Source organism: Cellulosimicrobium funkei, from assembly GCF_001019615.1.
GTDB classification, from domain to species: domain Bacteria; phylum Actinomycetota; class Actinomycetes; order Actinomycetales; family Cellulomonadaceae; genus Cellulosimicrobium; species Cellulosimicrobium cellulans_E.
The window spans coordinates 417,108-435,159 of sequence record NZ_JNBQ01000002.1 but is presented as its reverse complement, the minus strand read 5'-3'; the positions used below and the strand labels follow the sequence as shown (position 1 = coordinate 435,159).

The window sequence follows — 18,052 nt, the reverse complement described above, 5'->3', positions numbered from 1 at the left end:
GAGGGAAGCCCCGCGTCCGACGCTCGTGCTGGTTCCGCCCGGCCGCCACGTCGCCGAGGGAGAGCTCTGGTCCGTCGAGGGAGAGGCGTGGTCGTGACCACGCCTCTACCTCGCGGTACCTCGCCTCTCCCTCGGCGGGGTGCGACCTCGCGGGTGTCAGGCGCAGTCGAGCGCGTCGACCTGCGCCTCGCGCGTGGTCGTCACCTCCTTCCCGTCGAGGGTCGCGACGCCGGTCACCGTGACGGTCCCGGCGGGGACCGCCGTGGCTCGCGCCGCGAACGACTGGTACGCGTTCTTGCCCGGCGCGACGTCGGCGACCGTCTTCTCGCCGTACGGCGTCGTGAGCGTCACGGTCACCGGGACGTCCTCGCCGTTCGTCGCGCGCACGGCGACGTACGCCTTGCCGGCGAGGCACCGCGACGTCGCCTCGACCGCGAGGTCGAGCTCGGGCGCCGGCTCCTGCTCGCCGTACGCCGCGAGGAGCGCGGCGTGCTCGGCGGCCGTGATCGGCAGGACGGTGCCGTGCCGCGGGCTGCTCGGCAGGTGGGCGTCGACGGACGTCCACACGCCCGAGTCGAGGTCGGTGGACTCGAGCGGCAGGTAGCCCTGGCCGCCGTGGTAGCTCGGCTGGTCGACGAAGAGGTACCACTTCTCCTCGGTGTTCGACTTGAAGACGGTCGGGCCCTCGCCCGCGGTGAGCGTGCCGCCCCACGGGTTGGGCTGGCCGTAGCCGATCTTCTCGGCGACCAGGTCCCAGTCGGTCGAGCGCAGGTCCGTGGACTTCTCGAGGCGCGGGATCATGTACGCCTCGTCCTTGGTGAACCGGTAGTACGTGCCGTCGTGCTCGACGATCGACGAGTCGATCATCCCGAGCCCGTTGCCGCGCTTCTCGTCGATCCACACCTGCGGCTCGGAGAACGTCACGAAGTCGCGCGTCGTGGCGTACATCATGCGCTGGTAGGAGTCGGCGATGCGGCGGCCGTCGGTCGACGTCGTCGGGTAGAGCGCCGAGGCCCAGTAGACGATGTACTCGCCGCGCTGCGCGTCCCAGAACGCCTCGGGCGCCCACGTGTTGCCCGCGTACGCGCTCGACACCGTGACCATGCGCTGGTCGGACCAGTGCACGAGGTCGGTCGACTCCCAGATCATCAGCGCGCGCGACCCGCGCTCCTGCGCGTTGCCGAAGTTGTTGCCGCCGTAGATGCGCAGGTCGGTCGCGAGGAGGAAGAACCGGTCGCCCTCGGGCGAGCGGATGATGAACGGGTCGCGCAGGCCCTTCTCGCCGAGCGTCGACGTGAGGACGGGCTCGCCGTCGTTGAGCTCGACCCAGTCGAGCGGGTCGTTGCCGTTGCTCGCGCTGAAGTAGACGGACTCGCCGTCCGCGGTGCTCTCGCCCTCGAAGTACGGGAAGAAGTAGCCCGCGTAGTCGGCCTCGGCGGGCAGCGGGCGGACCGTGGCGTCGTAGGTGTGCGTCGCGGTCGCGCCGTCCTTGGTCGCCGTGACGGTGAGCCGCACGACGGCCGCCGGCTCGCCGTGGGCGGGCCGCGTCACCTCGCCCGTGGCCGAGACGGTGGCGGGGTCGGAGCTCGCCCACGTGAGGGCGGAGCCGTTGGCCCCGTCGGCGGGCAGCGTGAGGTTGCCGCGCACGTCGTCGAGGTGCGGCACGACGGCGTGGCTCGCGTCCCACGCCACGGCCTCGGCGGGCGCGAGGTGCGCGAGGACGGTGACGTCGAACTGCGCGGTGCGCGCGACGGCGCCGCGCGTGACGAGCGCGGTGAGCGTCACGGTCGCGTCGTCCTCACCCGCGGCGGGCCGTGTGACCTTCCCCGCGGCGCTGACGACGCCCGCGTCGGACGACGTCCACGTGACGAGCGAGCCCTGCGCGCCCGTGGTGGGCAGCACGAGGTCCGCGGTGACGGCGCTCGTGTCGCCGAGGTCGAGCGCGGCGAGGTCGGCGTCCGCGGCGGCCGACGACGTCCCGGCCGCGAGCTCGGCCGCCTCGGCCGGGCTCAGCGCACGGTCGTAGAGGCGGAAGTCGCGCACCTGGCCCTTGAGGTAGCGGTCGCCGGAGTAGAGCGAGCGGCCGACGTAGTTCGCCGTCGTCTGCCCGCCGCCGATCTGGCCGGGGTCGGTCGTGACGTTCGTGGCCTGCTTGACCTGCACGCCGTCCTCGTAGAGCGTCGCCGTCGTGCCGGTGAGCGTGTACGTGAGGGTCTTCCAGACGCCGCGCTGGAGGTTGGAGCCCTTGGTCACGGTCTGCTCGGTCGACCAGTTCCCGGTCGCGATCGACGTGCGGTACGCGTTGCCGGTCGTGAACAGGTACCCGTTGCCGTTCGAGCCGCTCGTGTTGCCGAGCCCGTAGACGAAGTACGGCGTGCCCTGGTCCTGGCTCACGAGCACGTCGAGGCTCACGGTGACGTCCGTGAGCCCGGCGAGCAGGTGGTCGGGCAGGTCGACGTAGTCGTCCGTCCCGTCGAGCGTCGTGCCGTCGGCCGTCGCCGTCCCGCCCACCACCGTGGCCGGGCCGAACGTCGAGCCCTCGGCGCGGTTCGCCGTCGTGCCGCCGGTCGTGCTCGCGGCGTCGAGCGGGTACCACGCGACGAGCCCGTCGTCGGTGGGCCCGCCGACGTCTGCGGCCGCTGGTGCGGCGACCGCGGCGGCGAGCGTGGAGACGGCGAGCGCCCCCACCAGCCCGGCGGCGAGCGCCGAGCGTCCTCGGTGTATCGACATCATGTCGTCCTCTCTTCGTCGAGATGCAGGTCGTGCCGCGAGATAGAACCCGCGGTCGCGAGGTAGAGCTCCGGGAGCTCTACCTCGCGACCTGCGGCTCTACCTCGGCGGGGTCGTCAGCCGCAGGTGTGGGCAGCGACGGCGACGTCGTAGGGCGTGGTGACCGGGGCGCCGTCGAGCACGGCCGTGCCGGTGACCGTCACCGTGCCGGCGGGGACCGACGTCGCGCGGGTCGCGAACGACTGGTACGCGTTCGCCCCCGGGGCCACGGCCGCGAACGTCTTCGTGCCGTACGGGGTCGTGAGGGTGACGTCGGCGGGCACGTCGCCCGCGTTGGTCGCCCGCACCGCGACGTAGACCTTGCCCGCGAGGCACCGCGGGGCGGCCTCGACGGTCAGCTCCACCCGCGGCGTGGGGGCCACGTCGACCGGGTCCACGCTCTCGAGCGTCGGCACGACCTCCTGGATGAGGCCGTCGTCGCCGAACGTCAGGCGGTCGATCGTCGTCTCGCGGTGGGTCCCGTCGCCACCGGGGATGGCGAACCGGTGGTACGCGATGTACCAGTCGTCCGTGCCCTCGACGTTGAGGATCGAGCTGTGCCCGGTCCCGAGGATGCCCTGCGAGGCGTCCTTCTCGAGGATCACGCCGCGGTACGTCCACGGGCCGTCGATGCTGTCCGACGTCGCGTAGCCGACGCGGTAGTTCTCCGAGCCCGTGTCGTCGATCGAGTACGTGAGGTGGTAGACGCCGTCCCGGTAGTTGAGGAACAGGCCCTCGCGGAAGTCGGTCAGGCCGGGGATGCGCCGGAGCGTATCCTGCTTGATCGACGTCATGTCGTCGTTCAGCTCCGCCATGACCGGGCCGTTCGACGGCCCGCCGTTGCCCCACAGGAGCCAGTGCTTCCCGGTCTCCGGGTCGCGGAACGCGGCCGGATCGATGGCCTGGCCGGACGTGACCGCCTCGCCGTTGGTGATCATCGCCGTCGGCTGCGCCGTGAACGGGCCCTCGGGGCTGTCGGCCACCGCGACGCCGATCGTCTTGCGGTTGTACGTCGGGTTGTGGCCGGAGAAGTAGAAGTAGTACTTCCCGTCTCGCTCGATGATCGTGGGCGCCCACGCGTTGCCGGTCGCCCAGGGGACGTTCCCGTTCGTGCCGTCGAGCGTGAGGAACGGCTGCTCCGAGCGCTCCCACGTGACGAGGTCGGTGGACTTCCAGACGTAGAAGTCCTTGCCGCCCCAGCCCGGCGTGCCGTCGGTCGTGGCATAGAGGTAGAACGTGTCGCCGAACTGCGCGATGTTCGGGTCCGCGTACGTCCCGGGGAGCACCGGGCTGCCCATCTGCTTGGCCTGGACCGTCCACGTGCGCGACGACCCGTCCGGCCCGGTCACGGTGTACTCCACGGGCTGCGTGAAGTCCTGCACCGAGCCGTTCCCGGGCGTGACCGTCGCGCGCGGCGAGACCGTGAGGACCGGCGCGAGCGCGGAGACGTCCGTGCCCGGCTCGACGGCGAGCGTCACGGTCGAGCTCGCCCCGTCGACGATCGCCGGGACCTTGAGCGCGTCGAGCTCGGCTCCCGTGACGGCCGTGTGGTCGGCCCCGACCTGGTAGACCTCGTCCGCCGTGAGCGCGCGGTCGTAGATCCGGAAGTCGCGCACCGAGCCCTTGAGGTACCGGTCGCCCGAGTACAGCGAGCGGCCGATGTAGTTGGCGAGCGTCGAGCCGTTCCCGATGTCCTTCGGGTCGATGGTGACGCCGGTCTGGCGGCCCACCTCGACGCCGTCCTCGTAGAGCACGGCCGTCGTGCCGGACAGCGTGTACGTGAGGTGCTTCCACACCCCGCGCTGGAGGTTCGCGTTCTTGGTGACGGTCTGCTCGGTGGTCCAGTTCCCCGTCGCGATGGACGTGCGGTACGCGTTGCCCGTGGTGAACAGGTACCCGTTGCCGGCCGTGCCGCTCGTGTTGCCGAGGCCGTAGACGAAGTACGGCGTCGCCTGGTCGGTGGCGACCTTGACGTCGAGCCCGACCGTGACGTCGGTCAGCCCGGCGAGCAGGTGGTCCGGCAGGTCGACGTAGTCGTCCGTCCCGTCGAGGGTCACGCCCTCGCCCGTGCCGGAGAACGCCGCGCCGTTCGTCAGCGTCGCCGGGCCGAACGACGACCCGGGCGCGGTGTTCGCCGCCGACGTGCCGCTCGTCTCGTCGAGCGCGTACCGCACGACGAGGCCCGGGATCTCCGTGGTCACCTCGACCGCGACGTACGCGGTGTGCGACCCGTCGGCCGTCGTCGCCGTGACCAGCGCGTGGCCCTCGCCGACGCCCGTGACGACGCCGTCGGCCGAGACCGTGGCGACATCGGCGTCGTCCGACGCCCAGGTGATCGCGCGTGCGGTCGCGTTGGCCGGCGTGACCGTCGCGGTGAGCTGTCGCGTGCCGCCGACGCCCACCTCGAGCGACTCGGGGGTGACGCTCAGGCCCTCGACCGGGACGACGTCGTCGGTCACCGTGACGACCGCGCGGGCGCGGACGCTCACCCCGCCGCCGAGCGTGCCGGCGACCTCGAACGACCCGGCCTGCGCGTACGACGCCGGGTCGACCGCGTCCCACGTGACGTCCGCCGGGCCGGTCGACCCGTCGGCGTACGTCGCGGTGACGGTCGCGGGCAGCACCGGGGCGGACCCGGTCTGGACGGTCACGGCGACGTCCTCGACGGACTCGACGAAAGCGTCGGGCTGGTAGGTGCTGAGCAGTCGGTCGTACTCGGCCTGCGTCACCGGGAGCACGGTGCCGTGGCGCGGGCGCGACGGCATCTGGTAGTCGGTGGACATGGTCCACTCGGCCGCGTCGAGCGAGGTCGACTCGAACGGCACGTAGCCGCGGCCGCCGAACTCGTCGATGAAGAGGTACCACTTCTCCTCGGTGTTCGACTTGAAGATCGTCGGGCCCTCGCCCTGGTTGATCCCGCCGCCGAGCGAGTTCGCCTTGCCGATGCAGTCGGTGATGAAGTCGTAGTCCGTCGAGCGCAGCTCAGCGGCCTTCTCCGCGAGGATGAACTTGGAGCACGGCGTGGACGACGTGTTGTTCCGCTCGTCCTTGGTGAAGCGGTAGTACTGGCCGTCGTGCAGCGTCACGGTCGAGTCGATGACCGAGTAGCCCGGGTCGACCCACACCTGCGCCTCGCTGAACGTCACGAAGTCGCGCGTCGTCGCGTACATCATGCGGTTGTAGGTGTTGCCGGTGTGGTCCGGGTCGTCCTCCGCGTAGAGCTTCGAGGCCCAGAACACGACGTACGCGCCGATCGTCTCGTCGTAGTACGCCTCCGGCGCCCACGTGTTGCCCGCGGTGTCGGGCGAGACCTGCACGAGCCGCTGGTCGGTCCAGTTCACGAGGTCCGTGGACTCCCACACCATGATCGACTTCGAGCCGGTGCGCTGGGACGCGTCCCAGTTCCCGTTGCCGTAGATCTTGAGGTCGGTCGCGATCTGGTAGAACTTGTCGCCCTCGGGCGAGCGGATGATGAACGGGTCCCGCAGGCCCTTCTCCCCCAGCTCCGACGTGAGGACCGGCTGGTTGTCGTTGAGATTCTGGTACTTCAGCGGGTCGTTGCCCTGGCTGAGGCCGAAGTAGACCTGCTCGCCCGTGGCGGTGCCCTCGCCCACGAAGTAGGAGAACAGGTAGCCCGCGAGGTCCTCCTGCTCGGGCAGCGCGGGGACGTGGGCCTCGAGCTCGCGCGTCGCGGTGGCCGCGCCGACCGTCACCGTCGCGGTGAGCGTCACCGTCTCGGCGTCCTCGCCGTGCGCCGGGCGCGTCACCTCGCCCGTCGGGGCGATCGTGCCCGACGACGACTCCCAGGTCACGCTCGCGCCGTGCAGTCCCGTGGTGGGCAGCGTGAGGTTGCCGCGCACGTCGTCGAGGTTCGTCACCTCGAGCGCGGCGGCCGCGGCGTCGGCCTTGGCCTGGTCGCCGTCGCCCGGCAGTACCGTGACGTCGAACGTCCGGGTCTCGGTCGCGCCGCGCAGCGTCACCGTGGCGGTGAGGGTCGCGGTCGCCGGCTCGTCGCCCGCGGGGCGCGTGACCGCACCGCTCGCCGAGACGACGTCCGCGTCGGAGGTCGCCCACGCGACGGCGGAGCCGCCGACGCCCTTCGCCGGCAGTGCGAGGTCCGTGACGACGGCGCTCGTGTCGCCGAGGTCGAGCGCGGCCGCGTCGGCCGCGACGGCGTCCTGCGCGGCGTCCGACGCGAGGCCGGCGACCTCCTGGGCGGTGAGCGCGCGGTCGTAGAGCCGGAAGTCCTTCATGCGGCCCTTGAAGAGGTTGTCGGCAGCGTAGGCCGACTTGCCGAGCGCGTTCGCGGTCGTCGTGCCGCCGCCGATCGCGCCGGGCGTGATGGTCACCGCGGTGTTCTGCCCGACCTGCGTGCCGTCCTCGTACAGCCGCGCGGTGCCGCCGCCGAGCGTGTAGGTGACGGTCTTCCACACGCCGCGCTGGAGCGCGCCCGCGGGGGCCTTGGCCGTGTTCTGCTCGCGGCCCCACGCGAGGTCGGAGATCGACGCGCGGTAGTTCGCGTTCCCGGTCGAGAACAGGTAGCCGTTCCCGGACTGCGGGCTCCCGACCGCCGGGTTGCCGAGGGTGTAGAAGAAGTAGTTGCCGCTCAGCGACGTGTCGACCCACACGTCCGCGCTCACGGTCACGGCGTCGTAGCCGGCCAGGAGGTCGTCGGGCAGGTCCACGTGGTTCGCGCCGCCGAACGTGAGCCCCTGTCCCGCGCGCCACCCGCCGCCCGAGCCGACGAGCGCGGCGTCGAGGCCGTGACCCGACGCGTCGTGCGCGACGGTGCCCTCGGTCTCGTCGAGCGGGAGCCAGAGCCGCAGACCGTCCGCGGTCGGCTCGGCCGCGGCGGGGACCGGCGCGGGCGCCGCGGGCATCGGGCCGGCGGCCGCCGCGCCCACGGGCGCGAGCGGTGCGACCAGCGCGAGCCCGAGCAGCGCCGCGAGCGAGCGGCGCCGGCGTCGGGCGCGGGGCTCCGCGGGCGTCGGGGGTGGTTCGTGGCGTGAGGTCATCGGTGACTCCTCGTCGTCGTGCCCGGCGTCGACGCCGGTCGCGGGTCCGCCGTCGGACGCGCGTGTGAACGCTAACATGTGAACGCAAACATGGCGAGGGTCAGAGGCGACCTCTCCCGTCGAAACCGTTGTCGACTTTCCTTCCGGGCTGGGACCTGTCGGGCGAACGATGCGTTTCCGCTCGAGCGATGCGTACAGACGCGCATCACTCGAGCGGAAGCGCATCACTCGACGCACGGGGCGGACCAGCGCCAGAGCGGGCCGGCGTCCGTGACGCCGACCCGCTCGCGGGACGTCTGGACGCGACGTGCGCGCCGTCCGCCCTCAGTCCCCGCAGGCGAGAGCGCCGAACGCGACCTCGTGCGCGGTCTCGACCGTGGCGCCATCGAGCACCGCGGTGCCCGTGGCGGTCGCGACCCCGGCCCCGAGCGACGCGGACCGCGCGGCGAACGACTGGTACGCGTTCGCCCCCGGCGCGACGTCGCGCACGACGCGCGTGCCGAACGGGGTGACGAGCTCGACGTCGGCCACGACGTCGGCGAGGTTCGTCGCGCGCACCGCCACGTAGGCCTTGCCCGCGAGGCAGCGGGCGGACGCGGTCACGTCGAGCTCGACGACCGGGCCGGCGGCGTCGGCCGCGAACTCCCACGTGTCCACCTCGACGAGGTCGACGCCCGCGGGACCGGCGAACGTGAAGTACACGTCGTGGACGCCGCTCACGCCCTCGAGGGCGGCGGTCACGTCCGCCCACTCGCCCACCGGGGTGTCGAGGTCGAGCGTCCCGACGACGGCGCCCTCGCGGTCGTCGAGGCGCACCTCGACCGTGGCGCCCTCGACCAGCGGCTTGACGCGCGCCGTGACGCTCGCGGCGCCGTCGCCGAAGTCGACCGACGACAGCGCCGACCAGTCGCCGTCGTCCACGTCGCGGACGACGAGGTTCGGCGCCTGCGCGCCGAACTGGGCCGAGCCGCCGTCGACCTTCGCGGTGGTGAGGCCCTGCTGCCAGGCGAACGTCTCCGCCTCGAGCACCTGGAACGGGTCGAGGTCCTTGACCTGGTCCACGCCCGCGTAGTCGCCGACGACCTGCTGGACCGTGCCGTCCGCGTTGAACGTCAGCTCCTGGATGTGCGGGCTGCGGTAGCCCTGCGTGGTGCTGCCGTTGACGCGCTTGTTGAGCGTGGGCGCGTGGTACGTGAAGTAGTACTTGCCGTCCAGCTCGAACACCGACTGGTGGTTGTTGCCGCCCGTGCCCGCGCCGAAGAACTGCGACTGGTTCGGGAACATCACGCCGGCGTACGTCTCCTTGGGGAACGACATCGGGTCGTCGGAGATCATGTAGCCGATCTGCCCGCCGCCCGGGTACCCCGGGAGCGTGACCTGGTTGCCGCCGAAGTCGTTGCCGCCGAAGTGCGACGAGTACGACAGGTAGTACTTCCCGTCGCGCTCGAAGACCTGCGCCGCCTCGAACGCCACGGGCGCGTCCACCACGGCCGCCGTGCCCTGCGTGGAGACCATGTCGTCGCCGAGCTCGATGACGCGGATGTTCTTCGGGTTGTTGAACCGCTCCGCCGCGGGCATCGACGTCGACGCCGGGCCGCCGCCGAAGTAGAGGTACGCGCCGTCGTCGGTGACGAGCGGTGCCGGGTCGAACTTCCAGGCCACGGCCTCGGCGCCCGGGGTGCGCCCGTCGATGAGCGTGCTGTCGCGCTCGCTCGTCCACGGTCCGAGCGGCGAGGCGCCCGTGATGACGTTCGACGACCCGCCGCCGTTGGCGTAGTAGAGGAAGTACTTGTCGACGCCGTCGACCGTCTTCTTCGCCATGCCCGGCGCCCACGAGTTGTTCGTGAAGGGCGCGACGCCCTGCGGCCCCGCGACCTGGATCTCGCCGTGGTCCGTCCAGTTCACGAGGTCCTCGGACGAGATGAGCGTGATCTGGTTGATGCTGCCGTAGTTGATCTGCGGCGAGACGCCCGTCACCGGGTCGGGCGCGTAGCCCTGCGTGTCGTTCGTCATGTACATGTACACGCGCCCGTCCTCGACGAACCCGAACCCGTCGGCCCCGAACTTGTGGGAGATGAGCGGGTTGTGCTCGCCGGGCAGCTTGCCGAGCACCTCGATCGTCTTCGAGGGCGGCCCGGGCGGGGCCGCGCCGACGACGGAGACGTCGTCGAGCACGAAGTCCATGAGGTGCGTCGCCGGGTCGGCGGACGGGTTGCTCGTCCACGGCGTCTCGAAGAACAGCCGCGCGGTGCCGACGTTCTGGTCGGCCGGGATCGTGAACCGGCCGTCGAACGTCGCCCACTGGCCCTTGGTCGCGGTGACGCTCACCAGGTTGGTGTACGACCCGCTGCCGTAGTGCATCGTGGCGAAGAACTGCTTGGTGGCCGGGGCCGCGGCGGCGTCGTACCGGATCCTCGCGGTGAGCTCGTACGTCTCGCCCGCGCGGACCTTGCCGCTGAGGTCCTGCATGGGACCGGAGCCGGTCGTCGCGCGCTCGGTGGTCAGGGCCGCGGCCGCGCCCGCGAACGCCTGGTCGGTGGTCGACAGCACGGCCTTGTCGGTCGCGTTGCCGTTGTTGACGAACCAGCCGGTCGTGCCGTCCTCGAAGCCGCCGTTGACGACCAGCTCCTCGTCCGCGGCGTACGACGGCAGCGCGGCGAGCGACGCGGAGAGCAGCGTCACGAGCGCGGCCCCGGCGACGGCGCCGCGCAGGCGACGTCGTCTGCGGTGGTGCGTGTCCATGGATCCTCCTCGATCGATGTGGGTGTCCTGCGCGTCCGCGCGTCTCGCGCGGACGGTCGTGCCGACGGCGGTTCGCGCCGTCGTCCTGCGCCTCCTCTCGTCGGCACCGGCGGGCCGCCCGGGCGGCCCGCCGGCGGATCAGCGGCAGGGTCAGCTGCCGTACGCGACCGTGCGGGTCGCGGTGGACCCGTCGGTCGAGCGGGTGACCGAGACCGTCACCTCGCCCGCCGGGACGCTCGTGAGGCGGCTCGGGAACGCCTGGTAGGCGTTGCGGCCCGGCTCGACGTCGGCGAACGAACGGCTGCCGTACGGCGTGGTGACGACGACGTCCACGGGCACGTCCTCGGCGTTCGTCACGCGCACGGCGACGTAGTCCTTCCCCGCCAGGGCGCGCACGCTCGCCTCGACCGTGAACGCGACCTCGGCGGCGTCGGCCCGCACGAGCGACGCGACGGCGAGCGCGAGCGCCCGCGCGGGTGCGTCCGCCTCGTTCTGCGTCGACGGCGCGGTCGTGGCCCGTGCCGACGCGAGCCCCTTCTCGACGGCGGACCACGACTCGACCGTGTAGTCCGCCGGGTCGAGCCCCTCGGCCTCGGCGACGACGGCGTCGAGCGCCGTCCGGTCGGCGCCGCCGTCGGCGTCGAGCACGTCGCTGAGGAGGAAGTGGTCGAAGTCGACGTGCCCGCCGGTCTGCTCCTTGGCGTAGGAGAAGAGGCCGAACCGGTACCCCATGAAGTGGGACAGGCTCCAGTCCATGACGAGCGGCCCCTGGCGCGCACCGAGCGGCTGCCAGGTCCGCCCGTCGAGGCTGTAGGAGTACTGCACCCAGAGCTGGCCGTTCGGCGAGGCGAAGTCCGCGTCCGCCTTGAGGTGCACGTCCGTGCGCTCGCCCAGCGGGACCTGCGACCCGGGGACGAACGACTCGACCACCTCGCGGTCGATGGTGTCGGTGAACGGCTGGAGCCGGGTGACGAGACCGAGCGTGCGCTCGCCGTCGACCTGCTGGACGCCCGCGTACGCGAAGCTGCGCCCGTAGACGGCGAGGCCGGCGACGTCGCCGTCGAGCATGCCGGAGACGTCGAGCCTCGTCTGGGCCGACGACGTCGGGCCGAACGTGCGCTGACCGAGGGTGTTGCGCGCCTCCTCGAGATACGTGAGGTCGCGCCCGGGCGCCTTCGTGTACTCCGCCTCGCCGGTCACGACGTGCCCGTTGGTCAGACGCAGCCAGCCGTCGCGCTCGGTGAGCGACCAGTACCGGTTGTCCGGCGCGTGGTTCCACTGCCACGCGAGGTCGAGGTCCGAGCCGTTGTACGACACCTCCTCGAGCGTGGGTGTCTCGACGTCCGGCGCGCGGCCGACCACGGAGACGTCGTCGAGCAGGTACTCGACGCTCGACGACGGCGGCTGCGGGTTGCCCCACGGCGTCTCGACCGCGAGCTTGAAGGTCCGGACGTCCGCGTCCTGCGGGACGGTGTAGGTGCCCCGCACGGTCGTCCACTCCCCCGGCGTGGCGTTCGCCCACGCGAGCGTGGTGACGCCCGCGCCCCAGTCCCCGACGAGGTTGAAGCGGACCTGCGCGGGCGCGGAGGCGTAGCGGACCCGGGCCGAGACCTCGTAGGTCACGCCCGCCTGGATCTTCCCGCCGAGCTGCTGGTTCGGGCCGGAGCCGTTGAGCGTCCGGCCCGCGACGCGCAGCGCGCCCGTGCCCGACGCCGCGCCGCCCGTCTCGCGCGACAGCGTCGCCCCGAACTGCGCGGCCCACGGCGCGGTCCCGGCGTCCTCGAACCCGGGGTTGGCGACGAGCTCGACGCCGAGCAGCGACTCGTCGTACGTGGGCGCGTCGGGGACCTCCCAGACGGTGTCGCTGAACGCGCGGTGCTCGGCGTCGTTCGCGAAGTCGTCGGAGGCGACGATGCTCTTCAGCCGCTCCCGGCGCTCGGTCGCCGGGTCCAGCACGATCGGCTTGGCGAACGTGTCGCCGACGCGGACGGCGCCGTCGTCGCCGAACGTGGGCCAGCCGTCCTCCCACGTCGCGGGGATGAGCGCGGGGATGCGGCCGAGGGGATAGGTGTCGCGGAAGAACATGCCCCACCACGCGTAGCCGCCCGCGCCGTCGGGCACCTCGACCAGCCCGCCCTGGGCGAAGCCGTCGGAGTTCAGCGCGCTGCGCGCCTCGTACGGGTTCGACCCGTCGGCGGTCTCGTAGCGACCCAGCAGGTGCGGGGAGCGGAACAGCACCTCCTGCCGGTTCTGGCCGCTGGGCCACGTGATGATCGCGACGTAGTACTCGCCGTCGATGTAGTGCACCTGCGCGCCCTCGAACAGCCCGCCGACGAACGGCTCGCCCGCGTAGTCCGCGGCGCGGAAGATGTTCGGGAAGTCCGCCTCGATCGCGGTGAGGTCGTCGTTCAGCCGGACGGCGCTCGTCGCGCCCGAGCCGTAGAAGATGTAGGGCGTCCCTCCGTCGGCCTCGTCGAAGAACAGCGACGGGTCGTGGAACCCCCGGCCGAGCGCGGTGCGCTCCCACGCACCGTGCTCGACGTCGTCCGTGCGGAAGAGGTACGACCCCCCGAGGTCGTTGGTGTTGAACACCACGTAGAACGTGCCGTCGCGGTAGCGCAGCGAGGACGCCCACTGCCCGTTGCCGTAGCCGTTCTTCCCGTTGCGCAGCGACGACACGTCGCCGACGCCGAGCCGGTCGTAGACGTAGCCGACGATCTCCCAGCTCACGAGGTCGTACGACTTCATGATCGGGGCGCCGGGGGCGAGGTGCATCGTCGTGCTGATCATGTAGTAGAGGTCGCGGCCCTCGTCGTTCTCGTCCGCGGGGACGCGCGTGACGCTGATGTCCGGGACGTCGCTGCGCAGGAGCGGGACGTCGTAGGTCCCGTCGCCGCGGTCGGTCGTGGTCAGCCCGGTGAGGGCGGTCGCCGCCGGGGGTTCGTCGTCGGCCGTCGCGGTGGCGTGCGCCGCGGGCAGGCTCGCCCCGAGCGCCAGCACGCCCGCCACGACCGTCGCCGCGGCTCGTCGTCTCCGGTGTCTGCTCATGTTCTTCCTCCTCGTCGAGGTCCTGCCGTCGTGGGGTTCATCTGAGGGATATCGATGTCGGTACCGATATCGAAAGGCGCCGCGTCATTGCCGTGCGGCGTCCTCGCGGCCCGTCGGACCGACCGCGAGGACGCCCGTGCGGCGCGCGGGTCGCTCAGCCGCAGGTGCGCGGCTCGATGTCGACGTCGTAGGTGGTGGTGGCGTGGTCGCCGTCGAGCACCGCCGTCGCGGAGACCGTCGCGGTGCCGGCGGGGACCGTCGTCGCGCGCGACGCGAACGACTGGTAGGCGCTCGCGCCCGGGGCGACGGCAGTGAACGATCTCTCCCCGTACGGCGTCGTCAGGGTGACGTCCACCGGGGTGACGCCCGCGTTCGTCGCCCGGACTGCCACGTAGACCTTGCCGGCGAGGCACCGCGGGGAGACCCCCACGTCGAGCGGCACGACGGCCGCCGTCCCGGGCACGATCTCGACCGTGTACGTCGTCGCGGTCTCGTGGTCCTGCGCGACGCCGACGACCTCCACGGTCCGCCCCGACCCGTCCGCAGGGAGCGGCACGACGCGACCCTGCGTGTCGTCGACGAGCACGCCGTCGACGCGGACCAGGCCGCTCGGCACGTGCGGGTCGGCGTCGAGCACGACGCTCGTCGTGCCCGCGGGGACGGTGAGGGTGTAGTCCGTCACCGCCGGGTCGAACGCCGGGGCGAGCGACCCGGTGTCGAACGCGAGCGCCGCGAGACCGGGCGTCGCGTCGTACGACGCCGCGCGGTCGACCCGGACGCCGAACACGCCTCCGGCCCAGCCGCCCGTCGCCTGGAAGCGCACGGTGACCACGGGGATGCGCTCGCCGTCGTCGTCGAGCACGTACTCGCCCGCGCTGTCGACCTTCCAGCGCGTGCCGTCGCCGATCTCGAGGTACTTCGCCGGGAGCTGCGTCGTGTCGACGTAGAACCCCTGCTCGTCCTTGGTCGGCGCGTTCGCGACGGTGGTGATCGTCTTCAGCTTCTCGTCGTTGACGTACACGTCGAACACGCGGCCCTGGTCGCCCGAGTAGAGGGTGACGCCCAGGTGGTTCGAGGCCGACGCCGGGTCGACCATGAGGTCGTAGCTGAACCAGCCCGTGCCGTTCGCGTGGCGGAACTGACGGCCGGAGAACGTCCCGACCGACGACCCGCTCTGCTTGAGGTTCTTCGCGTTCTCGAAGTTGTTGTTGTCGAAGCTCGTGAGGCTGTCGACGGTGCGGTCGGCGTCGCGCAGCTCCTGCTTGGCGCGCAGGATGCGCTCCTGCGACGCGGCCGAGTCCGGCTCGTCGAGGTGGAGGTACAGCCCGTACGTCACGTCCCAGTTGGTGTGGTGGGGCGTGAAGACGAGGTCGCCGCCGTCGGCGGTGTTCCGCAGCTCGAGCTGCACCCGGCCCTCGGCGTCGTCCTCGACCCGCACGAGGTTCTCGGCGATGCGCTCCTTCCACTCGTCGGCGCCCATGTTCGCCGCCGTGATGGTCGTCTGCGCGTCGGCGTCGCGCGTGGCGGAGCGGACGAGGATGCCCGTGCCCTGCCACGCCGGCTCGGGGACCTCGCCGAGGTTCGCGGAGAGGACGACCGGCCCGTACCGGAAGGCCACGAAGTACGGGTTGTCCGGGGTGTCGACGACGGACGCCGCCATCGGCATCGTGTACCGGACGACGTCGCCCGCGGCGACGGGCAGCACGACGTACCCGCGCGACACGACCGGCTCGACGGCGGCGCCGTTCACCTCGACCGCGGGCTCGCCCGCGATCCACGACGGCACGCGCAGGCGCAGCGTCGCGTCCCCGGCGACCGCACCGCCGTCGAGCGCGTCGACGCGGAAGGTCACGGTGTCCTCGTTCGGCAGGTTCGCCTCCTGCGTGAGCCGCAGGTTCTGCTCGGCGTGCTCGACCGTCGAGGAGAAGAACAGGTTGACCCACACCGAGCCCTGGCCGGTGAAGTACATCGAGTCGCCGAGCTTGGAGAAGTTCTCCATGCCCGTGCCGGTGCAGCACCAGAACTCGGTGAACGGCAGGTTGTAGACGCGGTGATAGCCCGACGCCATGGGGTTGAAGTACGTCGTCGTCCCGGTCTCCGGGTTCTGCGACGCGAGGATCGTGTTGATGAACGCGTTCTCGTAGTAGTCCGCGTACCGCACGTCCTTGCTGAGCTTGAACAGCTCGCGCGCGAGCTTGAGCATGTTGTACTCGTTGCACGTCTCGGCCGTCTCGGCGTTGCGCGCGGTGCCCTGCTCGTCGGCGCGCTCGTGCAGCGAGCCGGGCGCGTGGAAGTGCTCCGCCTGGCTGTTCGCACCGGTGACGTACGTGTGGTCGCGCACGACGATGTCGAAGAAGTTCTCCGCCGCCGCGAGGTACATCGGCAGCTCCTCCTTCTCCGCCGGCGTGAGCAGCGCGTAGTACTCCGGATTCTGCGTGAACACCCGGTAGCGCTTGAGCGCCCCGAGCAGCTTGGGGATCTGCGTGTTGGCGTGCTTGCCGGGCAGGACGTCCTGGCCCGCGGCGAGCTGGCGGAAGAACGGGACCTCGTCGAACGCCTCGGCGGCCTCCTTGATGCGCACGTCGCCCGTGAGGTCGAACAGCTCGTACAGCGCCTCGTTCATGCCGCCGTACTCGGTGCGCAGCATGACGTCGGTGCTCGGCAGCGTCGCCACGCGCCCCTGCACGTAGAGCCCGAAGTCGGTCGCGACGGCGAGCGCCTCGTCCCCGACGGGGCCGTCGACGTACTCGGCGACGTCGAGCAGCCCGGCGAGCACCTTGTGCAGGTTGTACCAGGGCACGATGACGTTCTCGTCCGACGTCCCGGTGCCCTGCACCTGGTCGAGGATCGACTCGCGGAACGCGGAGACGTACCCCGCCGAGCCGGGGTGCGCGGCGGCGTACGCGTCCTGCACGCGGGCGAGCCCTCCGACGCCCTCCTCGATCTCGGTGAACAGCGCGTCCTTCGTCGCCTCGTCCGGCGTCGAGGACCACGACATCGCGAGCGCCGAGAGGTAGTGCCCGAACGCGTGCCCGCGGAAGTTCACGGCGTTGCTGCGCTCCCAGCCGCCGTACCCGGCGGAGGTGGTCGGGGTGAGCCCGCCGACCTTGTAGAACTCGTAGAGGAACGTCTCGGAGTCGAGGCTCAGCAGGTACTCGTGCTCCTTCGCCGCGGCGTTCTGGAGGAAGTCGTCGGAGAGCAGCACGGACGGCAGCGCGGTCTCCTCGAGCGGCGTCTCGTCGACGAGGGCGGGCACGACCACCTCGAGGTCGCGCATCACCGGCTCCCCGTCGAGGTACCGCACCGTCGCCGTGAGCGTGACGTGCGCGTCGTCCTCCCCGATCGCCGGCCGGACCACGGTCCCGTCGGTCGCGACGACCTCGGGGTGCGACGACCGCCACGTCACGGTCGAGCCGCGCGATCCCGTCGTCGGCAGCACGAGCGCGACGGTCACGCGCTCGGGCAGCGACAGCGCGTCGGCGTCGTCCTGGGCGATCGCGTCGCGGTCCACCGTGCGCCCGCTCTCCTCGTAGATCCCGACCACGTCGCCCAGGTCCGCGACGGCGTCGTACAGGCGGTAGTCGTCGAGGGCGGCCTTGAGGTAGGCGCCGTTGTACTGCGGACCGTTGAACCCGATCGTCTTGGGCAGGGCCGGGTCGGAGCCGAGCACGCCCGTCGCGTCGCCGGCGACCGCGTTGGCCACCGTGGACGGGACCTTCTCGCCGTTGCGGTAGAACGCGACGTCCTTCGTCGCGCGGTCGTACGTGACGACGACGTGCGTCCACTCGTCCGCGGGGAAGAACGCCGCGCGGTCGGAGCTCGCGACCCGCACCTTGTACGGCTGGCCCGACGCCGGGCCCACCGACAGCGCGAGCGGCACCGTGTCCGACTCGGACGAGAGGTACCAGCCGTCGGAGTTGTAGGCCCGCTTGTTCCAGGTGATGACGTGCTCGCCGGACAGCTTCCCGCTGGGCTCCACCCAGAACGAGAGCGTGAGGTCCTCGGGCTGCAGCGCGGCCGACGACCCGAGGTCGAGGTACGTGCTCCCGGCGAGGCGAAGCGCCTGCCCCCGGGCGTCGACGCCCTCGACGTACGAGTAGCCCGTGGGCGCGGTCCCGTTGTGGCCCTTCAACGTCACCGGGTGGTCGAGCGGGCCGGCGTCACTGACGTCGCCCTCGAACCCGAGGTCGAGGACCGGGTCGGGCAGGGCGTCGGCCGCGACGGCGGACGGCGCCCAGGTGGTCAGGGCGAGCGCGGCGGCGGCCGCGACGGCGGCCAGCCGGGCCGCGCCGCCGGGTCGACGGCGGGCGCCGTCGGTCGGTCGGGGGTGCATCGTTGCTCCTCAAGGTCGCGCGCGGGCGCCGTCGCCCGGGCGTCAGGACGTGCGGTGTCGTGCAGCTCGTCGCGCGACGACGTCGTCGCGCGGTCGTGCGAGGCGGCCCGCGCACGACGCGCGGGCCGCGCCCTCGTGGCCCGCC

General features: G+C 71.9%; 5 protein-coding genes. All 5 read right to left on the bottom strand.

Features of this window, described 5'->3' with window-relative positions:
* Positions 1 to 156: 156 nt before the first annotated feature.
* The 5 genes from FB00_RS04280 to FB00_RS20915 all read right to left on the bottom strand — a co-directional run bounded on the left by FB00_RS04280 (position 157) and on the right by FB00_RS20915 (position 17,907).
* On the bottom strand, positions 157 to 2,730 hold the full coding sequence (locus FB00_RS04280; RefSeq protein WP_197088738.1) for an immunoglobulin-like domain-containing protein: 2,574 nt from the start codon (positions 2,728 to 2,730) through the stop codon (positions 157 to 159).
* A 116-nt stretch (positions 2,731 to 2,846) separates the two neighbouring features.
* Positions 2,847 to 7,784 carry a family 43 glycosylhydrolase gene (locus FB00_RS22625; protein ID WP_231581707.1) on the bottom strand — a complete coding sequence of 1,646 codons (4,938 nt, stop codon included), beginning with the start codon at positions 7,782 to 7,784 and terminating at the stop codon, positions 2,847 to 2,849.
* 324 nt (positions 7,785 to 8,108) lie between these two features.
* A complete protein-coding gene (locus FB00_RS04265) occupies positions 8,109 to 10,526 on the bottom strand; it encodes a family 43 glycosylhydrolase (RefSeq protein ID WP_047231545.1) in 2,418 nt (805 codons plus the stop codon).
* Between the two features lie 150 nt (positions 10,527 to 10,676).
* Positions 10,677 to 13,574, bottom strand: a complete 2,898-nt coding sequence (locus tag FB00_RS04260) for a family 43 glycosylhydrolase (protein ID WP_052877421.1) — start codon at positions 13,572 to 13,574, stop codon at positions 10,677 to 10,679.
* 154 nt (positions 13,575 to 13,728) lie between these two features.
* Positions 13,729 to 17,907: a beta-L-arabinofuranosidase domain-containing protein gene (locus FB00_RS20915; protein WP_052877420.1), complete on the bottom strand. Its 4,179-nt coding sequence runs from the start codon at positions 17,905 to 17,907 to the stop codon at positions 13,729 to 13,731.
* Positions 17,908 to 18,052 lie beyond the last annotated feature (145 nt).

Excerpts from the sequence above, each read along its gene's own strand:
- FB00_RS04280 (WP_197088738.1), bottom strand. The coding sequence starts at position 2,730 with ATGTCGATACACCGAGGACGCTCGGCGCTCGCCGCCGGGCTGGTGGGG.
- FB00_RS22625 (WP_231581707.1), bottom strand. The coding sequence starts at position 7,784 with ATGACCTCACGCCACGAACCACCCCCGACGCCCGCGGAGCCCCGCGCC.
- FB00_RS04265 (WP_047231545.1), bottom strand. The coding sequence starts at position 10,526 with ATGGACACGCACCACCGCAGACGACGTCGCCTGCGCGGCGCCGTCGCC.
- FB00_RS04260 (WP_052877421.1), bottom strand. The coding sequence starts at position 13,574 with ATGAGCAGACACCGGAGACGACGAGCCGCGGCGACGGTCGTGGCGGGC.
- FB00_RS20915 (WP_052877420.1), bottom strand. The coding sequence starts at position 17,907 with ATGCACCCCCGACCGACCGACGGCGCCCGCCGTCGACCCGGCGGCGCG.